The sequence below is a fragment of the Maribacter litoralis genome, from assembly GCF_003075045.1.
Lineage (GTDB): Bacteria > Bacteroidota > Bacteroidia > Flavobacteriales > Flavobacteriaceae > Maribacter > Maribacter litoralis.
This window is the reverse complement of record NZ_QCZD01000001.1, coordinates 849,253-872,095: the sequence shown is the minus strand read 5'-3', so window position 1 is coordinate 872,095 and position 22,843 is coordinate 849,253. Positions and strand designations below refer to the sequence as shown.

Annotated in this window: 20 protein-coding genes and 1 tRNA gene; 20 read left to right on the top strand and 1 reads right to left on the bottom strand. The window is 40.4% G+C overall.

Going from position 1 to position 22,843, the window contains the following annotated elements; all coding sequences use genetic code 11:
* Positions 1-53 precede the first annotated feature (53 nt).
* The 4 genes from DCS95_RS04135 to DCS95_RS04120 all read left to right on the top strand — a co-directional run bounded on the left by DCS95_RS04135 (position 54) and on the right by DCS95_RS04120 (position 2,580).
* Positions 54-127, top strand: a tRNA-Pro gene (locus DCS95_RS04135).
* A gap of 251 nt (positions 128-378) precedes the next feature.
* The gene (locus DCS95_RS04130) at positions 379-1,641 is read left to right on the top strand and encodes a site-specific integrase (RefSeq protein WP_116769554.1); all 1,263 of its coding nucleotides are present in this window, start codon (positions 379-381) and stop codon (positions 1,639-1,641) included.
* Positions 1,642-1,884: 243 nt separating this feature from the next.
* Entirely contained in the window at positions 1,885-2,352 is a 468-nt protein-coding gene (locus DCS95_RS04125; protein ID WP_116769553.1) for a DUF1905 domain-containing protein, read from the top strand.
* Positions 2,353-2,580: a hypothetical protein gene (locus DCS95_RS04120; RefSeq protein WP_116769552.1), complete on the top strand. Its 228-nt coding sequence runs from the start codon at positions 2,353-2,355 to the stop codon at positions 2,578-2,580. It abuts the gene before it with no gap.
* A 32-nt stretch (positions 2,581-2,612) separates the two neighbouring features.
* On the opposite strand, the gene DCS95_RS04115 is transcribed toward DCS95_RS04120, so the two are convergent.
* Positions 2,613-3,524, bottom strand: coding sequence for a helix-turn-helix domain-containing protein (locus DCS95_RS04115; protein WP_116769551.1), 912 nt, complete (start codon positions 3,522-3,524; stop codon positions 2,613-2,615).
* 231 nt (positions 3,525-3,755) lie between these two features.
* Here DCS95_RS04115 and DCS95_RS04110 point away from each other — a divergent pair, with 231 nt between their 5' ends.
* The 16 genes from DCS95_RS04110 to DCS95_RS04030 all read left to right on the top strand — a co-directional run bounded on the left by DCS95_RS04110 (position 3,756) and on the right by DCS95_RS04030 (position 22,794).
* Complete coding sequence (locus tag DCS95_RS04110) at positions 3,756-4,739, top strand: aldo/keto reductase (RefSeq protein ID WP_094996539.1); 984 nt, start codon at positions 3,756-3,758, stop codon at positions 4,737-4,739.
* 34 nt (positions 4,740-4,773) lie between these two features.
* Positions 4,774-5,514 (top strand): carboxymuconolactone decarboxylase family protein, encoded by a 741-nt coding sequence (locus DCS95_RS04105; protein ID WP_094996540.1) that lies wholly within the window; start codon positions 4,774-4,776, stop codon positions 5,512-5,514.
* Between the two features lie 4 nt (positions 5,515-5,518).
* Positions 5,519-6,577: an alpha/beta hydrolase gene (locus tag DCS95_RS04100; protein WP_116769550.1), complete on the top strand. Its 1,059-nt coding sequence runs from the start codon at positions 5,519-5,521 to the stop codon at positions 6,575-6,577.
* A complete protein-coding gene (locus DCS95_RS04095) occupies positions 6,574-7,065 on the top strand; it encodes a cupin domain-containing protein (protein WP_116769549.1) in 492 nt (163 codons plus the stop codon). Before DCS95_RS04100 ends, DCS95_RS04095 begins: the two co-directional genes overlap by 4 nt.
* 39 nt (positions 7,066-7,104) lie before the next feature.
* On the top strand, positions 7,105-8,199 hold the full coding sequence (locus tag DCS95_RS04090; RefSeq protein WP_116769548.1) for an alpha/beta hydrolase: 1,095 nt from the start codon (positions 7,105-7,107) through the stop codon (positions 8,197-8,199).
* A 4-nt stretch (positions 8,200-8,203) separates the two neighbouring features.
* The gene (locus DCS95_RS04085) at positions 8,204-8,635 is read left to right on the top strand and encodes a putative quinol monooxygenase (protein WP_116769547.1); all 432 of its coding nucleotides are present in this window, start codon (positions 8,204-8,206) and stop codon (positions 8,633-8,635) included.
* A 493-nt stretch (positions 8,636-9,128) separates the two neighbouring features.
* Positions 9,129-9,974, top strand: a complete 846-nt coding sequence (locus DCS95_RS04075) for a DUF4440 domain-containing protein (RefSeq protein ID WP_116769546.1) — start codon at positions 9,129-9,131, stop codon at positions 9,972-9,974.
* 59 nt (positions 9,975-10,033) lie between these two features.
* The gene (locus DCS95_RS04070; RefSeq protein WP_244178369.1) at positions 10,034-10,447 is read left to right on the top strand and encodes a nuclear transport factor 2 family protein; all 414 of its coding nucleotides are present in this window, start codon (positions 10,034-10,036) and stop codon (positions 10,445-10,447) included.
* Positions 10,448-10,477: 30 nt separating this feature from the next.
* Positions 10,478-12,097, top strand: coding sequence for a carboxylesterase/lipase family protein (locus tag DCS95_RS04065; RefSeq protein WP_116769545.1), 1,620 nt, complete (start codon positions 10,478-10,480; stop codon positions 12,095-12,097).
* Positions 12,098-12,141: 44 nt separating this feature from the next.
* A complete protein-coding gene (locus tag DCS95_RS04060; RefSeq protein ID WP_116769544.1) occupies positions 12,142-13,266 on the top strand; it encodes an aldo/keto reductase in 1,125 nt (374 codons plus the stop codon).
* A gap of 102 nt (positions 13,267-13,368) precedes the next feature.
* Positions 13,369-13,692 carry a helix-turn-helix domain-containing protein gene (locus tag DCS95_RS04055; RefSeq protein WP_164674113.1) on the top strand — a complete coding sequence of 108 codons (324 nt, stop codon included), beginning with the start codon at positions 13,369-13,371 and terminating at the stop codon, positions 13,690-13,692.
* The gene (locus tag DCS95_RS04050) at positions 13,689-14,291 is read left to right on the top strand and encodes a flavodoxin family protein (RefSeq protein ID WP_116769542.1); all 603 of its coding nucleotides are present in this window, start codon (positions 13,689-13,691) and stop codon (positions 14,289-14,291) included. The genes DCS95_RS04055 and DCS95_RS04050 overlap by 4 nt, the downstream gene beginning before the upstream one ends.
* A 96-nt stretch (positions 14,292-14,387) precedes the next feature.
* Positions 14,388-14,852 (top strand): (2Fe-2S)-binding protein, encoded by a 465-nt coding sequence (locus DCS95_RS04045; RefSeq protein WP_116769541.1) that lies wholly within the window; start codon positions 14,388-14,390, stop codon positions 14,850-14,852.
* A gap of 15 nt (positions 14,853-14,867) precedes the next feature.
* Positions 14,868-17,126 (top strand): xanthine dehydrogenase family protein molybdopterin-binding subunit, encoded by a 2,259-nt coding sequence (locus DCS95_RS04040; RefSeq protein ID WP_116769540.1) that lies wholly within the window; start codon positions 14,868-14,870, stop codon positions 17,124-17,126.
* Positions 17,127-18,646: 1,520 nt separating this feature from the next.
* Positions 18,647-21,886, top strand: coding sequence for a DUF8202 domain-containing protein (locus DCS95_RS04035; protein WP_164674112.1), 3,240 nt, complete (start codon positions 18,647-18,649; stop codon positions 21,884-21,886).
* On the top strand, positions 21,865-22,794 hold the full coding sequence (locus DCS95_RS04030) for a PorP/SprF family type IX secretion system membrane protein (protein ID WP_116769538.1): 930 nt from the start codon (positions 21,865-21,867) through the stop codon (positions 22,792-22,794). Before DCS95_RS04035 ends, DCS95_RS04030 begins: the two co-directional genes overlap by 22 nt.
* Positions 22,795-22,843 lie beyond the last annotated feature (49 nt).

Sequence of the window (22,843 nt, the reverse complement as noted above, 5' to 3'; positions counted from 1 at the left end):
GAAAAGATAGATTCTAATCTATAGAACTTCTTTATTTTTGCAATCGAATTTTACGGGATGTAGCGCAGTCCGGTAGCGCACTCGGCTGGGGGTCGAGTGGTCGCAGGTTCAAATCCTGTCATCCCGACAAATTATAGTATCAATCTATAGCAAAAACCTGTTAATCGTATGATTATCAGGTTTTTTCGTTTATAGGGATATCAAAACATATCATTTAATCCTAATAGAAATGTCAACAAATCGGTCAACAAATTTAAAACTGTAAAAGTGTTGACCTATTTGTTAAAAAGCCAAATGCGTTGACTAAATAAATGTATCTTTATAAGTGATTTGACTTTCGTCTGATAACAAAATAAATGTTAATTAAAAGACGAAATCATGAAGACATCTTCAACATTCAGTATTCTCTTCTGGGTAGATTTTTCCAGAGTCAAAAACAATCAGGCCTCACTTTATGCTAGAATTACCGTAAATGGTAAACGGGCAGTCATTAGTTTAAAACGGAAAATTTTAATATCGGGCTGGGATGTGCATAAAAACCGAGCTAAAGGGACTAGCCAAAAATCGAGAATACTTAACAGCTATTTGGACGAGACCTATAATCACTTATTTCAGTGCTACCGAGATTTAAAGACTGAAAATAAGCTAATTACCGCACAGGCAGTTAAGGCAAGATTCCTTCGGGTAGATGATGCCCATCGTTCGGTTACGGATATTATTGCTTACCATAACGAGGACATGAGGGGCAAGTTAAAATGGGGAACCCAAAAAAATTATTTCACCACACAAAAATATGTTTCCAAATTCCTACTAAAAACTTATAAGTCCTCGGATATGTACTTGAGTGAACTCGACTATGACTTTATCATAAAATTTGAAAAATTTCTAAGGTCTTACGTACCTGAAGACCATCAACAGAGAATGGGTAACAATACTGTGATGAAACATATAGCACGTTTCAGAAAATTAATCAACCTTTCTCTAAAATTGGGATGGATACAACGTGATCCCTTTATCAACTTCGAATCAAAATATATTAAAACGGAAAGAGGCTTTTTAAGACTTGACGAACTTCAAGCAATAGAAGAAAAGTCCTTTGCCACAACTAGACTTCAGTTGGTAAAAGATTTGTTTGTTTTTAGTTGCTATACGAGTTTGAGTTATATCGATGTAATCAACCTGACCGGAGAAAACCTATGTATTGGAATAGATGGCGAACTTTGGATTTATTATCGTCGAGAAAAGACCACGAAGCCTATTCGAGTTCCATTATTACCAAAAGCACTTGAAATCGTTGAAAAATATAAAAGCAATAAGAAATCGATATCTCAAGGAACTATCTTCCCTAAAATGTCGAACCAAAAACTAAACTCATATTTAAAGGAAATTGCCGATGTATGTGGTATTCGGAAGAACCTGACATTTCATATCGCTCGACATACTTTTGCAACAACGGTAACGCTGAGTAATGGTATACCCATTGAGACAGTCTCGAAATTATTAGGTCATTCTAGAATAGCGACAACTCAGATTTATGCCAAGGTTATTGAACGCAAAGTAAGTGATGACATGCAGCGATTAAGGACACGATTTAATCATAATGAGAATAAACCACTTTCCAAAACAACCACCTCAAGTTGAAGAGCATTGGATTAACATATTGAAGGTTGTAGCTTAAACTTCATATTACAAGACCAGGCTGATTCAGCTTGGTCTTTTTTATTGAAAGAATCTTATTAAAGATTATCTTCAATACTAATGAAATAGTACTTTGTCATTTAAAACGAGAGTATCTATAAATTAAATTATCAACAAAATAAAATACTGTAAATTGGAAAGTATAGTCAATTGTTACTCGTAATACTTAAATGTAGAAATAAAAAAATGAAGAAAATTATCGATAATCAAGAGCTTGAATTAATTTATAAAAGTGGAAACGGTGCTTGGACATACCATCTTGTCATTCCCAATACAGCCGATATAGATGGAGCTTGGGGATCGCTAAAAGTATCTGGATTGATTGATGATTACGAGTTGAAGGAAATGAATTTGGCACCAAGGAAAGAAGAGGACAAAATGATTTCAATAAACCAAAAAATCAGAAACGAAATAGGTAAGACTGGTGGTGATAAAGTTACAGTTACGCTATATCTACATACACATGATAAAATTAATAAGAATTCGGAAATTCTTAAATGTTTTGAAGATGCAGGCCTAATGGACTCTTTCAAATCATTAAGTAAAGATGATCAAGATGAAATTATAAATGATATTACTTCAAATAAAACAGAGGCAAAACAAATTGAACAAATAAACCACCATATCAACCAATTACTCAATGGGAAAAACTAAATGAGTAATGGCAAAAGATATCTTGTAAAAATTTATGAACTATTTAGTGAAGACAATAATTTATTTGCTGAAACTAACAACGTAGGGGATGCCAATGGATTGAATAGTACAGTTTTCAAAAACTTTGTTTCCATTATGCCTTTGGTAATGACATATAAAAACCAGGTATTAATAGATTATATCCGTTTACCAAAAGGCTACTACACCAGAGGAAATTGTGGAGTTTGAAAGACAAATTTATTTTAGTGACAGTTTCGGTTCTAGTTCAAATTCCGAAATTCACTGGGCGAATGTCCTACCCTTTGTTTAAAGAGCCTTGTGAAATGTTGTGGATATTTAAACCCTAATTCATATGCTATCTCACTTAAAGATTTTGATGGGTCAAATACGCGTTCCTTAGCAACTTCTATCAGCTTGTTCTGGATGTACTCTTGGGCAGATTTTCCCGTTTCCTTTTTCACCAAATCTCCAAAATAGTTGGGCGAAAGGTGCAAGCGATCCGCAAAGTAACCCACAGTTGGAGTGCCATGCTTTTGTGGTTTATCTGATGAAAAGTACTGGCTCAGCAAAACATCGAATTTCTCCAAAGAACCTATATTTTCTACCTCTCGTGTAATGAATTGTCTATCATAAAAACGAGTGCAATAATCCAAAAAGAGTTCAATGTTGGCTACGATCAACTTTTTACTGTGCTTGTCCAAGTTTTGTTCCAACTCAAACTGTATTTTTTCGATCAAACTTAGAATCACTTTTCGTTCTTTATTGGAAAGATGGAGTGCTTCGTTACTTGAATAGGAGAAAAAACTATAGCTATGCAATTTTTTCCCCAATTCCATACCTATCAATAAATCAGGGTGGAATAGTATTGCATACCCCTTGGGCACATAATCAGGGTCAAAACCGCTTAATTCAATGGTTTGACCGGGAGCCATAAAGACAAGGGTTCCCTCATCATAATCGTATGGCTTCCCTCCGTAATGCATTTTGCATCCCTTGGCATCCTTCAAGAAAACAGCATAGCAATTATAATGGAAGGCATCATAGTCTTTGTTTTCGTAGCCTTCTTTGTTTACGTCCTCAAAATCAACAATACCCACTAGAGGGTGCAACACCTCTTGTTTTCTCAAATTAAGGTAATCTCCAACGGTGTCGATGTGCAGTACATTTTTCATTAACCTCTAATTTTTTGTTAAAGATAAGCCATTGATTACCAGTAATTCAAACGGTTATTGGAAAATCCGTAATAGTGGTAGGTATAACCGTAATTTGGGTAAGCCTATTTGGTTTTTGACCCACTACTTTTGTATCAAACCGATAAAAGGGAACAAGATTTCGGCCACTATTTTTATCTGTAAAGTTTAAAACATGATGAACTGATTGGGATAATCTTTAAAAAATAAAAAATGAAAACAAGAACATTAGGAAAGAATCTGAAAGTATCAGATATCGGTCTCGGTTGTATGGGGATGAGTTTTGGATATGGCCCTGCGAAGGACGAAAAGGAAATGATACAAGTCGTCCGAAAAGCGGTAGAAATGGGGGTCACCTTTTTTGATACCGCCGAAGTGTATGGGCCTTATATTAATGAGGAATTGGTAGGAAAGGCCTTAAAACCGTTTAAAGATCAGGTACACATAGCCACCAAATTTGGATTTGGTTATCAAGATGGAAAAGTGACGGGCTTGGATAGTAGTCCTGACACTATTCGGAAAATGGTGGATGCTTCCTTACAGCGTTTACAGGTAGATACTATAGATTTATTGTATCAGCATCGGGTTGACCCAAAGGTTCCCATTGAGGAAGTTGCGGGTACGGTTAAGGATTTGATAGCTGAGGGAAAAGTGCAACATTTTGGACTTTCCGAAGCAGGTGTCGAAGTAATCAAAAGAGCACATTCGGAGCAACCGGTTACTGCCTTGCAAAGCGAATATTCATTGTTTTGGCGGGAGCCGGAAGAAGAAATCATGCCCGTATTGGAAGCATTGGGTATCGGTTTTGTACCTTTTAGTCCCTTGGGGAAAGGTTTTTTGACAGGCAAAATAGATAGGAACGCCAGTTTTTCCGATAATGATTTTAGAAGTACCGTGCCTCGATTTTCCAAAGAGAACCTGAGGGATAATTTTGTTTTGGTAGATTTGGTTACGGCTTTTGCCAAGGAAAAAGAGGCCACTCCGGCACAAGTTGCTTTGGCTTGGATTCTTTACCAAAAACCATGGATTGTACCCATTCCCGGTACTACAAAGTCTTCAAGGCTGGAAGAAAATTTAGGGGCGACCGGTATTTCTTTTACAGATGGGGAACTGCAACAAATTACGGAGGCCACCTCAAAGATTGATTTGGTGGGTGAACGCTATTCCGAAGCGAACCAGAAAATGATAAACCGCTAGTAAGTAGCGAAAAATTAAAAATAATAGCAAAAGGATGAAACAGCTTATAACAATTGGTATTGCCATAGTGATTACTGCGTTTCTTGGCGTCACAAATCATGTGAATGCCCAATCCAAGGATAATACAATCGTGAATTTGGATGCGAAGCAACAATCCATAATTGCCATTGCCTCACTCACCGCAAAAGGCGACCTGCAAACTTTGGAATCCGCTTTAACGGAAGGTCTGGATGCAGGATTGACCGTAAGAGAAATCAAGGAAGTTATGGTGCATCTATATGCCTATTGTGGATTTCCAAGGAGCTTGCGTGGTTTACGGACGTTTATAAAAGTTTTGGACAAACGCAAGGCCGAAGGAGTTGAAGATCAGCTAGGAGCGGAAGCTACCCCAATAGAAGATAATCGTACAAAATACGAACGGGGCAAAGCGAATTTGGAAACCTTGGTACAGGCCAAATTGGACGGTCCTCCGGCCGATTATGCCCAATTCGCCCCGATTATCGAAGTCTTTTTGAAGGAGCATCTGTTTGCGGATATTTTCGACAGAGACATTTTGGATTATCGGCAAAGGGAACTGGTCACGGTTTCCGTTCTGGCAACCATCGGCGGTGTGGAGCCTATGCTGCATTCGCACATGAACATCTGTTTGATTCAAGGAATTACGCCAATTCAATTAAAGGAATTGATGGATGTGGTGGGGAAAAATGTAGATCAAGAAAAAATCGATTCGGCCAAAAAAGTATTGAACGAATTATTGGAATCTAAAAAGCAGTAAGGAAATGAAATATTTAGGATTATTTATTTTAATGAGTATGCTATCAATACATCAGACGATTAGGGCACAAAGCGAGAAAAATCCTTTTGGATTGGTATATGAGGGAGCAATTACGGAGAATGTGGATGGAAAAGTCAACATACTTCCCGTTAGGTATAAACTGAACGGAATCGATATTGCGGCAAATGTTTATACACCAGCCAATTATGACCGAACAAAGAAATATCCGGCAATAACAATTGCACATCCTAACGGAGGGATAAAAGAACAGACAGCAGGCCTATATGCACAGCATTTGGCAGAGGCCGGTTATATTACCATTACGGCAGATGCTGCCTATCAGGGTGCAAGTGGGGGCCAGCCACGCCATATGGACAAACCCCAATTTCGTACAGAAGATATCCGAGGAATGGCCGATTTTATTTCACAGTATCCTGGGGTCGATAGAGAACGTTTAGGTGCTTTGGGCATTTGTGGCGGCGGAGGCTATACGTTGAAAGCGGTTCAATCCGATAAACGGTTTAAAGCAGTGGCAACCCTGAGTATGTTCAATACAGGAATTGTACGAAAAAATGGCTTTTTGAATTCGCAGATTTCGACCATTCAAGAAAGGCTAAAGCAAGCTTCAAAGGCAAGAGAACAGGAGGCTGGAGGCGGCGAAATTGTTTATTCCGGAGTAGACGGTATTACCGACGAAGAACTAGCAAAAGTTTCAACGCTTTTTTATCGTCAAGGCTATGAATATTATTTTAGGACCCACGCCCACCCCAATTCGACGTTTCTTTACACCACAAGCAGTTTAATGGATTTAATGGCCTGGAATGCTACCGACGATATTGAGCTCATAGACCAACCTTTATTAATGATTGCTGGCAGCAATGCCCAAACATTATATTTGACCTTAGATGCTTTTCCAAAGGCGACCAATGCGAAAAGCAAGGAATTGTTCCTTATCGAAGGTGCAACGCATATAGAAACCTATTGGAAGCCAGAATATGTGAATCAAGCAGTAAATAAATTAGTGGACTTTTACCAAAACCATCTTTCAACTACAGACCTATGAACAGAAAAAATCTTTTAGCGATTATATTGATGGTAACATTTATATTTTCCTGCAAGCAAGCAGCCGAGAAAAATCAAACTGTCGATTTGAATTCCCAACAAGAATTGATTTTCCCTAAAGGGGAAAAGGTCACGAACAATAATTTCATTGGGGATGTATGGGTACATATGCAAGTGATGGCGGATAGTGTGAACCAAAATTCAGTTGGAACGGTAACCTTTGATCCTGGGGCTAGGTCCAACTGGCATTCACATCCCAACGGACAGATTATTATGTCTTTAGATGGCGAAGGCTATTATCAGGAAAAAGGTAGTGAGAAAAGAATACTACGAAAAGGCGATGTGGTCAAATGCCCTGCAAACACCCCGCATTGGCACGGTGCAAGCGCAGAAAAACCGTTCATACAAATAGCTATAACAAGCAGAGTTGACGGTCCAACGGAATGGCTAGATCCTGTGACCGAAGAACAATATTTAAATAGAAATTAAGAAGTACCTCTATACTTTTAAATTAATAAAATCTTAGTGATGAAAAATATCAAGACAACATTGTTATTGCTTTTAATTGTTCAATTATTGGTAAATGATGTTTATGCTCAAAAGCAGCCCATTACCCTTGTAGAACAAGGCAGTTTTACCGTGGGTGGTAGCGTTAAAACCAGCCCTGGTACTTTTGACCCAGTTGCCCATGGCTCATTTAATCCTTCCAATCAGGCTACCGAAGGACAAACCTTGCATGGAGACCATGCCACTGTTTTTTATCAAATTCCTGATAGTGCAAAAAAATTACCTTTGGTTTTTTGGCATGGGTATGGACAGAGCATGCGTACCTGGCAAACGACCCCAGATGGCAGAGAGGGGTTTCAAACGCTATTTTTAAGGCGTAATTTTCCCATATACCTTATTGACCAGCCCCGTAGAGGATTATCAGGGAGGAGCACGGAACCTACTACGATTTCGGCAGCCACGGATGATCAATTGTGGTTTGGGATATTCAGATTGGGGACGGGAAGCACATTTTATCCAGATGTTCAGTTTTCCGAAGACCCAGGGGCGTTGAACCAGTTCTTTAGGCAAATTACACCGGATACGGGACCATTAAACATCAACCTTAACATAGAGGCGGTTTCCACGCTGTTCGATAAGATTGGACCTGGTGTTTTGGTCACCCATTCCCATAGTGGCGGCCAAGGTTGGTTGACGGCCTTAAAAAATGGGAACATCAAAGGCATTGCATCCTATGAACCCGGTAGTAATTTTGTCTTTCCAGAAGGCGAAGTCCCTGAGACCATCCCCTATGTGGGAGGAGCTTTAAGTGCGAGAAGCGTACCCAAGACAGCGTTTAAACGATTGACGGAAATACCCATTGTTATCTATTATGGGGATTATATACCCAACGAACCTGTAGCGCATCCTGGGCAGGAACAATGGCGCGCCGCCTTGCAAATGGCAAAGCTTTGGACGGCCACGGTGAACAATCATGGAGGTGATGTCACCTTGGTACACCTTCCAGAAAAGGGTCTTAAGGGAAATACACACTTTCCGATGTCCGACCTGAACAATGAAAAGGTGGCCGTATTGTTAGCGGAATGGCTAAAAGAAAAAGGATTGGATAAAAAATGACACTATGTTGACTAAAAAATTGGGGCTTTTATTGGTATTACTGCATCTGTCTTTACTTGGTTTCGGGCAAAGCGATGATACCCTAAAAGCGGATACTGATCAAGGGAAAATGATGGTTCGCATTGCGGAACTTGAAATTGGGACGGACTATCTGGATGAATATTTGGAGATACTCAAAGAGGAATCGGAAGCATCACTTAGGCTGGAGCCCGGGGTAATCTGCATTTACCCCATGTTTCAAAAGCAAAATCCTACACAGATACGACTTTTGGAAATTTATGCCAATAAGGAGGCTTACGAATTGCATTTGAAAACACCTCATTTTCAAAAGTATAAAACAACCACAGCAGAAATGGTAAAAGATTTAAAACTGATTGATATGGAAGCTATTGATCCTGAATCGATGTCGATGGTTTTTAAAAAATACAAGTTCTAGTTCGAAATGGGCGAATAACTTTGGATGCTGGAAACTATTAATTCAACATCCGGTACTCCTGTGGAGTATAGCCACCTTTTTTTGAAAAGCCTTGTAAAATGTTGCGAGTATTTAAAACCAAGTTCATACATTATTTCACTAAGTGATTTATCCGGATCGAATATTTTTTGTTTCGCTACTTGAACAAGGGTGTTCTGTATGTTTTTCTTTCATCTAACTTCTTTCTGTTAAATCATGTTCACCATTAAGTGGGTACACTGTACCTAAATTTAAATTTCAAACAATAATCATCGACCCATATCTAATCTTTTGTGTTGGACAGAGAAGAAAACTATTGTTCGAATTTAGTTAATACTTTGTGAACAAAGGGTTTATACCCCTGTAATCCGTAATAATGGTAGGTGAATCCGTAATTGTGGTAAGCCTATCCTATGAATTATACCATAGCTTTGGAAAAGGTAATTTATAATCTAAATCAATTAAATAAAACAAAATGAGAGCATTATTGATAGGCTTGTTTATAGGTATGCTAAGCATATCTTCCTTTGCGCAAGAAGCTATTTTTCCGATGGGGGCAAAAGCGAAAAACGTACACCATACAGGTGATATTTGGCTTACGCATGTTGTAGATGCCGATGGAACTTTTAAACATAACGTAGCCCAAGCGGTTTCAGCACCTGGAGCATTTCTCAATTGGCATTTACATCCAGACGGCCAACAATTGTTGATTACTAGCGGCGTTGGTTTTTATCAGGAAAAAGGAAAGGAAGTACAAGTGATGCGAGCTGGTGACGTTATCAAATGCCTTCCCAACGTAGAACATTGGCATGGTGCTACTCCTAAAAGTGCAGTGACCTATTTGGCGATAGGTGGTAGCACACCTACCAAATGGACAGATGAACTTAGTGTTGAGGATTATAACAAAATACCGCTTCCTAAAATTAACAATTCAAGTCTTGAAAATGAGATCAAGGAACTTTCTAAAGCCAAATGGAAATGGATGGCCGAAAAGGATGTGGACAAGTTGGCCAATTTGTTTCATGACAAATCAAGGTTTGTACACATGAGCGGCTCCTGGAAAAAGGACAGGGAATTGGAAATCATCGAGACGGGAAGTATTTGGTATAAAAATGCCGATGTACACGATGTGGTCGTGGAAACTTTTGATGACAATACCGCGGTACTTTGGAACAGAATAACACTTACGGCCCATGTTCGTGGTAACGATGTATCCAATGAATTTACCGTGACCGAATTCTATAAAAAAGAAGGCGACGATTGGAAATTATTGGACCTTACCTTTAGCAGCGTTCGTGATACCCATGAAATTGCGCATTAATACTTCAGAACAAATAATTTATAAAAATGAACAGGAAAATAATACTAAGTCTATTAGTTATGCTCATCACAGGAAAAGTCGCCCTTGCCCAATCGACTGATTTAGAAAAGGAAATCAGAGAGCTGTCCATTCATAAATGGCAATGGATGGCCGATAAGGATGCCGATAAATTGGAAGGCCTTTTTCATGATAAAGCCAAGTTCGTCCACATGGGCGGCACATGGGGAAAGGACCGCGAAGTAGAAATCATTAGAGGTGGGTTCATCCACTATAAAAAAGCTGATGTCCATGAAGTCATGGTCGAAGTCTTGAATGATAATACCGTTATACTTTGGAACCAAATTACACTCTTGGCCGTAGTAGGCAGTAATGAAGTGACCAATCCCTTTATGGTAACGGAGGTTTATGTAAAGGAGGATAACACTTGGAAATTGGCCGATCTGACCTTTAGCAAAACAATGACAAGGGAATAACTTGAACAACGCAACTTAATAAACACTCAAATGAAAAAATACATATTAGGATTGTTGGTACTCCTTGGAGTTACTATTTCCGCGCAAGAAAGTACACCCAAAGTAAAGACCGAATTAGGGGTAATTCGAGGCGTCTATGAAGATGGTGTTGATAGCTTTAAAGGAATACCCTTTGCGGCTCCTCCAGTTGGTGAGTTTCGTTGGAGAGCCCCTCAACCATTATCCCCCTGGGAAGGTGAATTGGATGCCACGGAATATGGTGCCAACTGTGCTCAGTCCGGATGGGGCGGGGCACCGGGAACCATTAGTGAAGGTTCATCCGAGGATTGCCTGTACCTTAATATTTGGAAACCGGCGGATGCAAATACGGGTGCGAACCTGCCCGTCATGGTTTGGATTCATGGTGGAGGATTCGTTGGTGGAAGTGGTTCCGGAGCTGGAATCGCGGGTGATGAATTTGCGAAGAAGGGAGTGGTTTTAATCACCATCAATTACCGTTTGGGTCGTTTGGGGCATTTTGCATTTCCAGCGTTGAGCGCCGAACATCCTGAAGAATATAAAGGCAGTTACGCCTATATGGACCAAATTGCAGCGCTGCAATGGGTGCAAAAGAACATTGCCGCTTTTGGTGGTAATCCTGATAACGTAACCATATTCGGCTTTTCCGCAGGTGGAGTATCCGTACACTCTTTAATAACGATTCCAGATGCGAAGGGACTTTTCCATAAGGCCATAAGTGAATCTGGTGGTGCCCGTGACGGTGTCCTTACCGGAAGGCCTATACAGGAGGAAAATGCCTCCCCTTTTTATCCCGTTTCCGCGGAGACCATTGGAATTAACTTTGCCAAAAAACAGGGTATAGAAGGTACGGATGCCGATGCCTTGGCCAAGCTACGGGCATTGCCAGTGGAAGAAATTGTGGATAGCGGTCAGGAAACGGATGGTGAAGGTGGTCCAAGAACGTATTCAGGACCTATTTTGGACGGTTCGTTGGTGGTAGAAACAGCTGAAAGTGCCTACAACGCTGGTAGACAAATGCAAATACCGTTGATGATCGGTTCTAACAGCGCCGAAATCGGAGGTAGTTTTGTCAACAACAGTAAAACAAAAGAGGAACTATTTTCACTTTTTGGCGAGTTTAAGGAGGAAGCACAAGCTGCCTATGATCCTGATGGAAGCAAAGCATTCGAAGAGGTGATTACCAAGTTCAATACCGATTGGGTGTGGGGAGAACCAGGACGTTTTGCCGCAAGAGCTTTCGCGGAACAAGGTGAACCCACGTTTATTTACCATTTTGGGTTTGTACCCGAACCTATGAAGGAAAGAATGAAATATGGTGCCGGCCATGGTTCCGAAGTTGGCTATGTGTTTAATAATCTTGATGCACGTTGGGGCAATCCCGAGACCACTCCAGAGGACAAGAAGGTGGCGGAACTTATGAACGGATACTGGGTAAATTTCGCCAAGACCGGAAACCCGAATGGAGATGGATTATCCAACTGGCCAGTCTATACTAAAAATGAAGGTGAAATCATGGATATACAGTTAGATGGTGAAGCCGTTGGAAAACCAGACCCAAGAAAAGCCAGATTGGATGTCGTTGAAAAGGGTGTCAAACTTAGAAACAAACTACAATCACGAGGAATTTAGTCCATTTATTGGGTTTTAAAATATTACGATAACAGCATATTGGTATGGAAAAGAAAAGTAATTCAGTAAACAGAAGAAATTTTATTTCGAAATCCGCCCTTTTGGGAGCAGGTATAGTGGCAGGCCCAATGGCCTTTGCCAATGAGAAAAATTCACCTGGTACAATTGAGGGTTTAAAAGCAGCTTCCAACCCTGAAAAGCGAATGTTGGGCGCATTGGAAGTATCGCCAATTGGGTTGGGTTGTATGAGCATGAAAAGTGGCAGCTACAATCCACCAAGAGATACCAAGGATATGATTCCCGTAATTCGTGGGGCTTATGATTTGGGCGTTACCTTTTTTGATACTGCCGAAGTGTACGGCCCATTTACTGATGAGGAATTAGTAGGTGAGGCACTGCAACCTATTAGAGACAACGTGGTCATTGCCAGTAAATTTGGGTTTGACTTTTCAAATGGAAAAAGGGCAGGTAGAAATAGCAAGCCAGAGCATATTAAAAGTGCTGTAGAAGGCATGTTGAAACGCCTTCGTACCGATCGTATCGATTTATTGTATCTGCATCGCTTGGATCCAAACGTTCCGATTGAGGATGTTGCCGGAACGGTCAAGGATTTGATAAAGGAAGGGAAGGCGCTCCATTTTGGACTTTCCGAAGTTTCACCGACGACCATACGAAAGGCCCATGCAGAGCAGCCCGTTGCTGCCCTTCAGAGCGAATACTCTATTATTCAGCGTGCCCTTGAAAATGAAGTAATAGATACCTGTGGAGAATTGGGCATAGGGTTCGTGCCATGGGGACCGGTATGTCGTGGATTTTTAGGCGATAAGTTTAACGAGCATAGCCGTTTTTCTAGTGACTCCCGCTTATCTCAAGTGCCCTATTTTACACCGGAAGCTATTGAAGCTCACATGGAGGTGCTCAGGCTGGTACGCGAATGGGGTCGAAAAAAGGATGCCACTCCGGCCCAAATAGCATTGGCGTGGGTCATGGCACAAAAACCTTTTATTGTTCCTATTCCAGGAACTACGAAACTGCATCATGTGAAACAGAACCAAGGTGCACTGAACGTTACTTTTTCCGATACGGAATTAAAGGAATTCAGGAATGCTTTGGAGAGGATACAACTGGTAGGTGTCCGTGGGCCAGAAACTGCCTTGGTAGATCAATAGAAGAATACGTCAAAAAAATCTGTAGTTATCGATATTGAAAATATGGATTCGTCCCTCTCAACAAATCAAAAAACCTATATTCAAATAGCCCAAAATTTTTTGATGAAACTGAGCGGACAATTCCCCATTACAGAGGACACACAACCCATAAAGTTGCGCAAAGCTTCAGATTTTGCGGAAATATTAAATATTCATGTAAACTCTTTGAACAGAGTTGTAAAATTATATACGGGTAAAACGACTACCCAAAATATTAATGAACGTTTCATTAAGGAAGCAAGGGGATTGCTCAAAAGAACCGACTGGTCAATTACTAAGATAGCGGCGGTCTTAGGCTTTAGGGAAGTAAATCATTTTAGTGCCTTTTTCAAAAAACATGTAGGACATACGCCAACAGATTACAGGAAATTAAAGATCAAAAAATGATAGTGAGCCGTTGGATATTTATTATTTTCTTGGTATCAGGATGGTGCAGTGCCCAAGGGTCCCTGAATGAAGCTGACAACATTCTTATCGTATATCTATCAAGAACGAAAAACACTAAGGTTGTGGCCGAAATGATCCATGAAAATATGGGCGGCGATGTGGTGGCACTGGAATTAAAAAATCCTTATCCGCAAAACTACAAGTCGATTGTGGCACAAGTGGCAGAAGAAAATCGCACCGGGTTTCTTCCGCCCCTAAAAACACAGATAAATATGGACAAGTATGATACCGTTTTTTTAGGCTTCCCAACATGGGGAATGCAACTGCCCCCACCAATTAAAAGCTTTTTGACCCGGCACGACTTAAAGGATAAAACGGTTATTCCTTTCAACACCAATGCTGGGTACGGTATTGGCAGTACCTTTCGAACGGTGGAAAGCCTTTGCTCCGATTGCAACATTTTAGAGGGGTTTTCGGTAACCGGGGGTATTGAGAGGGATGGAATTTACTTGGCCATAAAAGGGAACCGTAAAGTAGAAGTGAAAGAATTACTTGTGGAATGGCTTGAAAAGATTAAACCCCTGACTATCAAAAACTAAAAACAATTAGGATTTTGACAAAGTAGGTTAAAACTGTTTGAATTTCGTAGGCAACATCCAATATATAATCTTTATTTTTAAGTAAATTTTTTAAAAATGGCAATATTCAACTTAAATATTAACGGATCGGAACACAGTGTAGATGTTAATTCAAATACTCCAATGCTATGGGTACTAAGAGACCATATTAAATTGGTAGGTACTAAATATGGTTGCGGTATCGCTCAATGTGGTGCCTGTACGGTGCATTTAGGTGACAATGCGGTGCGTTCTTGCCAATTACCTGTTTCGGCTGTTGGGGAGCAAAAAATCACGACCATTGAAGGACTGTCGGAACATGGTGATCATCCGGTTCAAAAAGCCTGGTTGGAAATCGATGTTCCCCAATGCGGTTATTGTCAGGCCGGACAGATTATGTCGGCGTCAGCTTTGCTTAAAAGAAAACCAAATCCGTCGGACGAAGAAATTGAAAGCGCGATGAACGGGAATATCTGTAGGTGTGGTACATACACTCGTATTAAAAAAGCAATAAAAACAGCCGCTAGTTCGGAAAACGTTTAATCAAAAAAATAGGAGATGACAAAGCTAAAGACGCATATGGGACGTAGGGCCTTTATCAAGAATACAAGTTTGGCAAGTGGAGGTTTGGTACTTGGCTTTAGTATTTTAAACTCCTGCAAACCTGAGCAGGCAAAAGAGATGGCTGTCAGGGAAATGCCCAAAGAATGGTTCGAAATGAATTCGTATCTGAAAATAGGTGATAACGGGGTTGTAACCATTTATACGCCCAATCCGGAATTCGGTCAGAATATCAGGACATCTATGCCCATGTTGGTAGCAGAAGAGTTAGATGTAGATTGGAAAAATGTACTGGTTGAACAGGCGCCCTATCATGCAGACAAATATGGATTTCAATTTACGGGGGGCAGTAGGGGAATAAGTGCCCGATGGGAGCCGCTTAGAATGGCCGGAGCAACCGCAAGGCAGATGTTGATAGCGGCGGCGGCAGAAACTTGGCAGGTACCCAAGGAAGAGATTACCGCAGAAGCAGGAGTATTACAACATGCAGCCACCAAAAAATCGGCCGGTTACGGAGAAATGGCTTCAGTTGCATCAACACTTACCGTACCCGAAGAAGTACAACTAAAAGAGGTAAAGGATTTTAAACTGGTCAGCCGTTCGCAAAAAAATGTAGATGCAAAAAGCATTGTAACCGGTAGGCCTCTATTTGGCATGGATATTCAAGAGGAAGGAATGTTGATCGCCATGATCGAACATCCACCAGCTTTTGGTTTGACCTTAAAATCAGTGGATGGTGAAGCGGCCAAAGCTATGCCTGGAATCAAGGATGTGGTTACGATCAAGAGTTTTAAGGACGGATATGAAAAAGGCGGTTTCGACACCAACGCTTTTCCTGAATTGGTTGCGATAGTGGGCAACTCTACTTGGGAGGTGATGCAAGCTAAAAAGAAATTAAAAGTTGAATGGCAACCCATTACCGCCTATTCGGAAACAATCGCTGGGTTTGGTGGAAAACAAACGATTAACATACCCGCAGGACTGGAATCTACCACGACCCATAAATCAAAAATGGAAGCACTTGCTGCAAAACCGGGAAAAGTTGTCCGAAAAGATGGAAATCCAGAAGTAGCCTTCGAAAATGCAACAACGATTTTGGAAAGAAGTTACTCGGCGCCTTTTCTTGCTCATAATAACATGGAGCCCTTGAATGCTTTTGCCCATGTAGCAGGCGATAAGGCGAAAATTGCAGCACCAATACAGATTCCGCCTTTGATCATCCCTACCATTGCTAGTAGTCTGGGAATACCGAAAGAGAATATTGAGATGGACCTTCCAAGAATGGGCGGTGGTTTTGGACGCAAGGCCTATGCCCACTTTGTAGTGGAAGCGGCCCTAATTTCACAAAAAGTCAATGCACCTATCAAGTTAGTATATAGCCGTGAAGACGATATGACTAATGGTATTTATCGCCCAACTTATCACGCAACCTATCGCGCGGCTTTTGATGAAAACAATAATTTAACGGCATTATATGTAAAGGCTGGAGGAGTGCCGGAGAGTCCATTGTTCGCCAATCGTTTTCCGGCAGGGTCTATTGATAATTATATGGCAGAAGAGTGGACCATTGATTCCAACATTTCCATAGGTGCCTTTAGAGCTCCACGATCTAATTTTATGGCAGGTGCTGAACAAGCGTTCTTGGATGAAGTTGCTGAAACCATGGGCAAGGACGCCATTCAATTTCGCTTGGACCTGCTAAAACGCGCCAAGGAAAATCCTGTAGGCGAACGTAATGATTATGATGCAGATAGGTACGCCGGAGTCCTGGAATTGGTTCGTGAAAAATCGGCTTGGAAAGAAAATGATGCAACGAAACATCGAGGAGTGTCGGCCTATTTTTGCCATAACTCCTATGCGGCGCATGTACTGGATTTAAAGATGGAGAACGGTAAACCCATAGTTGAAAAAGTAGTTTGTGCCATTGATTGTGGAGTGGTGGTAAATCCTGATGCAGCAACAAACATGGCCGAGGGAGCCATTACCGATGGTGTAGGCAATGCCTTTTATGGGGAATTGACCTTTGAGGATGGGGTGCCACAGAAAAACAATTTCCACCAATACCAAATGATCCGTATGAAAGAGGCACCGAAAGAAATCGACGTACATTTTGTGCAGAATGAAATCGACCCAACGGGTATGGGAGAACCTCCGTTTCCCCCTGTTTTTGGAGCGGTGGCCAATGCACTTTATAAGGCCACGGGTCAAAGGCATTATCAGCAACCTTTTAACAAGAGTCGGGAAATTGTTGGATAGATTTTATAAAAAAATATGCTCTTTTATTATTTTGAATTACCCAAATTATATCTTTACGCCATCAGAAAGTAAGTTAATTTACTTTAAGTTCATTTAAAACACCGTCAACAAATCGGTCAACAGTTTGTTTTTTAAAGATGTAACTAATTGATATAAGAACATTTATTGGGTAAGGTTCAAATCCTGTCATCCCGACTGAATAAGAAAATGAACTGTGAGAACAGTTCATTTTTTGTTTCCAAAAGCGTCATAAACATAGTTTATGAAAGCGATTGGAATCAAAAAAGTGAGAAGGCGATAGCCTTCAGTTTGTCATTTGCAACGAGGGTTCATTAGGATTCTGTAAATCCTTTTTTGTTCTGCTTATGTAAGCGATTGGAATCAAAAAAGTGAGAAGGCGATAGCCTTCAGTTTGTCATTTGCAATGAGGGTTCATTAGGATTCTGTAAATCCTTTTTTGTTCTGCTTATGTAAGCGATTGGAATCAAAAAAGTGAGAAGGCGATAGCCTTCATTTTGTCATTTGCAACGAGGGTTCATTAGGATTCTGTTAATCCTTTTTTGTCCTGCTTATGTTAGCAATTGGAATCAAAAAAGTGAGAAGGCGATAGCCTTCATTTTGTTATTTGCAACGAGGGTTCATTAGGATTCTGTAAATCCTTTTTTGTTCTGCTTATGTTAGCAATTGGAATCAAAAAAGTGAGAAGGCGATAGCCTTTTTTTATATGCTCAAAGGGTTGGATACTTTCCCCTGCTTATGAAATTAATCCTACCATAAATAAAATATATTGGCACTTAATATTGATATGGATAATAATGCTTTTGGATTTGGAATTAGCAACATAGGTAGGGGAGTACTTTCGTTTAGACGGAAAAAAATGGATGTTATTATTGAAGCAGTGATGGTCTCGGTTAGTCAGTGAATAAAGATTGCCAACGAAATCAGAATTCCAAGTATGGAGTAAGTATTAATGGCAGCGACAGTTATGAATGGGTAGCTGAGACACATGTTAAATATGTCCATAAAACTCCGAAATTTCGACATATTCAGCATATTAGCCGTCGGAATAAATATCTAGCCATTTTACATATATGACCAAAATTGCCCCATTAAAGGTCAATTAAAGAAACTATTGGAAAAAGACCACAACTGAGACATTCTAGAATAAATTTCTCGAATTTATAGTCGGTGCAACAAAACGGGTTATTTTAATGTTCTCGAGAACTTTTTTCTTTTCGCTACATTTTCTGGCATTATATAGAATTAACTTATGGCATTTAGCTTAATGAAGCTATTGATTGAAAATTAATTCAAGGACGATGAAAATGATTAATAATTCACAAGTTAAATTGACCGTTTAAGGGTAGAAATACAAATTTCTACCACTGACCTACATTATACGTTAGTTTACAACATTTATAATCTTTTTCCTACTTATCATGTGCATATTTACTGGAAAAATCGAGAAATATAGCATAGGATTAGATCCTTTGCGAAATTGTTTAAAATTGTTTCCTATTATGAGATTAATGAGTATTTTAAAGTCGGTTGGCTTTAATCGAAGAAAGATTACATTATTTACCGTACGCTTATGCATTACTATTCTACTTATTTGTAGTATACAAAGCCTATCTGCCCAGCAGAGTCCCGGAGGGATAACGACAGGTCTCGAGCTTTGGCTTAAGGCCGATGCGGGATTTACGTATAACAACGCTACTGATGCCGAATGGCTCGATCAGTCAGCTAATGCTGTACCCCTAAATGTCAATTTAATTAATAATCCGGACGCAGGTACCGTAGCACCACTTTTTGTCAATAACGTAGTTAACTTTAACCCGGGTCTAATTTTTGACGGGGCCAATACAGGCCTTGCTTCAGCAGTGAATGCTACTGATTTTGATTTTACGGAAGCTACTGTATTTTCTGTTCAACAACTGGAAACGGGTTTTAGTCATGCGATTTGGCACTATGGGGATGACGGAGATAATGATATGGCACTTTTTGTTGATAATTCAGTATTTAATGTCAATTTGAATAGTACTAGCATTAATAATTTGACCGATCCTGATTTGGATGATAACATTCCTCATATATTTGGTTTTGATTTTGATCCTATTATATCAAGATATCACATAGATGCTTCTGAAGCATATTCCAACATTAGTACCTATGCACAATTAGCTGGCAATGGTGCAATTATGATAGGTCTTGATGCCGATTCTTGCGAAGCCTGCGATGGAGACAATCATATGAAAGGAGGACTTGGCGATGTTATCATTTTTAATCGTAAGTTATCGGAAATCGAAAAAAGTAAAGTAGAAACCTACTTGGCATTAAAATATGGAATAAGCCTAGATCAGTCCACTGCAACAAACTACCTCTCTTCCGATGGTACAGTAGTATGGGATGGCATTGCCAATGTAGGTTATAAAACCGATATTTTTGGTTTGGGTCGTGATGATGATAGTGGACTAGATCAAAAAGTTTCACGTTCAGTAAACGATGTAAACGGTCCGGTTTTATCGACCACCCAACATTTCACGGAGGCAAATAATGATGTACTAAGAACCACAAGTTTAGGCGACAATAATTTTATAATGATGGCACATAATAATGCTGCCAATACATTTTCTGTCAGTTTTAATGGAGGAACAAATAACCAATCGGCACGTGTTTGGAAGGTAGATGAAACCGGAACAGTGGGTAGTATTTATTTTGCAATCCCTAAAGCTAGTTATACATTTCCGTCAGGAATTCCTACAGTTATCCTTTCTGATGATATGACATTTGCTAATACAGATACATTGGTAACTCTTACCGATGATGGCACACATTACTGGGCAGAAATAGACCCAACTGATGCGCAATACATAGCTCTAGCAAGTACCACTCCAGGTTTTACAGTAAGTGAAACTGCTTTAATTATTGATGAAAATGCTGATACAGAAACTTTTACAGTAGTGTTAGATGCAAAACCAACTAATAATGTATTATTTAACGTATCTAGTAGTGATATTGATGAGACTACTGTAGATTTAGCAACTCTTACCTTTACTCCAGCTAATTGGAATATAGCACAAACAGTAACAGTTACTGGTGTTAATGATGATGTTTTATCGATAGACCATACCGCAACTATTACCATTTCGGTAAACGATGCCTCTAGTGACGACTCTTTTGATGTTTTAGCTGATAAAACGGTAGCGATTACATTAACTAATGATGATGTTAATTTTACTATTGATGCTATTGATAATATCAGCGTCAACGAAAACCTAGTCTACATAAGTGTAACCCCATCTTTATCAGGGGCAACGCCAATAGGTTCGGTGACCTATACTTTATCGGGCAATGATGCGGCGGATTTTACAATCGTCCCAACAACAGGAGTGGTGAGCATGGTGGCAAGGGATTATGAAAACCCGGCGGACGCCAATACGGATAACGTTTACGAGATCAGCATAACGGTAACGGACAGTTACGGGAACAATGACACGGAAGACTGGACGGTTAGCGTAGCCGATGTGAGCGAAACAGTAACGTTCACCATTGATGCCATTGCCAATGCGAACGTCAACGAAAATGTGGCATACACCTCGGTGACCCCAAGTTTATCGGGAGCTGCGCCAATAGGTTCGGTAACCTATACTTTATCGGGCAATGATGCGGCGGACTTTACGATAGATCCGTCCACAGGAGTGGTGAGCATGGTGGCAAGGGATTATGAAAACCCGGCGGACGCCAATACGGATAACGTTTACGAGATCAGCATAACGGCAACGGACAGTGACGGTAACAGTGATAGTGAGGTTTGGATGGTAGAAATATCTGATGGTGATGAAATAGCCGGTGATACCGATGGCGATGGCACTATTGGCACAGGAGAAACAGCCGGTGATACCGATGGCGATGGCACTATTGGCACAGGAGAAACAGCCGGTGATACCGATGGCGATGGCACTATTGGTGCAGGAGAAATAGCCGGTGATACCGATGGCGATGGCACTATTGGCACAGGAGAAACAGCCGGTGATACCGATGGCGATGGCACTATTGGTGCAGGAGAAACAGCCGGTGATACCGATGGCGATGGCACTATTGGTGCAGGAGAAATAGCCGGTGATACCGATGGCGATGGCACTATTGGTGCAGGAGAAATAGCCGGTGATACCGATGGCGATGGTACTATTGGCACAGGAGAAACAGCCGGTGATACCAATGGCGATGGTACTATTGGCACAGGAGAAACAGCCGGTGATACCGATGGCGATGGCACTATTGGCACAGGAGAAATTGAAGGAGATACGAATGGTGACGGTACTATCGGTTCGGGCGAAACGACCGGAGATGTAGATACTGATAGTGATGGTGTGCCAGATGACGAAGATGCCTTCCCTAACGATCCCAACGAAAGTGTAGACAGTGACGAGGATGGAATAGGGGCCAATACAGACTTGGACGATAACGATGTTAATGTAGGAAAAGAACGAATCGTTGTGCCCGCCCAAGCCTTTACACCAAATGGTGATAATATTAATGACACTTGGATTATCAAAGACATTGAGAACTATCCCAATGCCATTGTTGCGGTATATAATAGGTACGGTCACGAGGTATTCAAGACCATAAACTATAAGAACGATTGGAACGGGCGGTTCAAATCGAATTCGGAAGCCCTACCGTCTGGATCATATTACTATGTTATCGATCTTCAAAATGGTACGGCAGCTATGAACGGATGGATATTCATCAACTATTAAAAAATAAATTAAAAATCAGCATGAGAACTAAGAATATATATTTTCTTATAACCCTATTAATAGTAATTTGCAGTGCTAAGGCACAGCAGGACCCCAGTTATATATTGTATAGATATAATATGAATTTTGTGAATCCGGCATATGCAGGAGCAGAGGAAAAAACAGAATTCGGAGTCAACCTTAGAAGTCAATGGTCGGAAGTGCAGGGAGCTCCGGAAACACAAAGTTTTATGGGCAGTACCTATATGGGCGGGAATGTCGGGCTAGGGGTCAGCGTCATAAACGATAAGACTTTCATAGAGACACAGACCTCGGTAGCTATCGATTTTTCCTATAAAATTCAATGGGACAATTATACAAATATATACTTTGGTTTAAAGGTTTCAGGTAATTCGTATAATGCTAACACGGATGGGCTATTGACCTATGGTATTCAATCCGACCCATCCTTGATGAACATAGACGGAGGTATAACTCCTAACGTTGGAACAGGGGTATACTTCCGTAATAGAAAACTTTCCGTTTCACTATCTGTGCCCAAAATCTTAAAACCGAAACGGTTGGAACAAGATGGTGGGTTAGCAAAATTAGGGCGTAATAAACTCCATAGCTATCTTATGGCCGCATATGATTATAACATTAACGAAAGGTTGATTTTAAAACCATCTTCCATGCTAAGATATGTGGAAGGTTCCCCTTTATCCGTTGACTTAACACTAGCAATGAACTATAACGAAAGTTTCGAGTTCGGTTCGGGATATCGGTTAGATGAAGGGTTCTCAGGTTTCATTGTCCTAGACCTTGCGAATAGCATGCATATAGGATACGCCTACGAGGCCTCTCTCAATTCTACATTGGCAAACAGTAATAATGGGACCCATGAAGTCTTTTTGAAATTTGAATTATAGTATATAAAGATTCTATTTATCTAAAATTATTAGAAAACGACTGACAAGT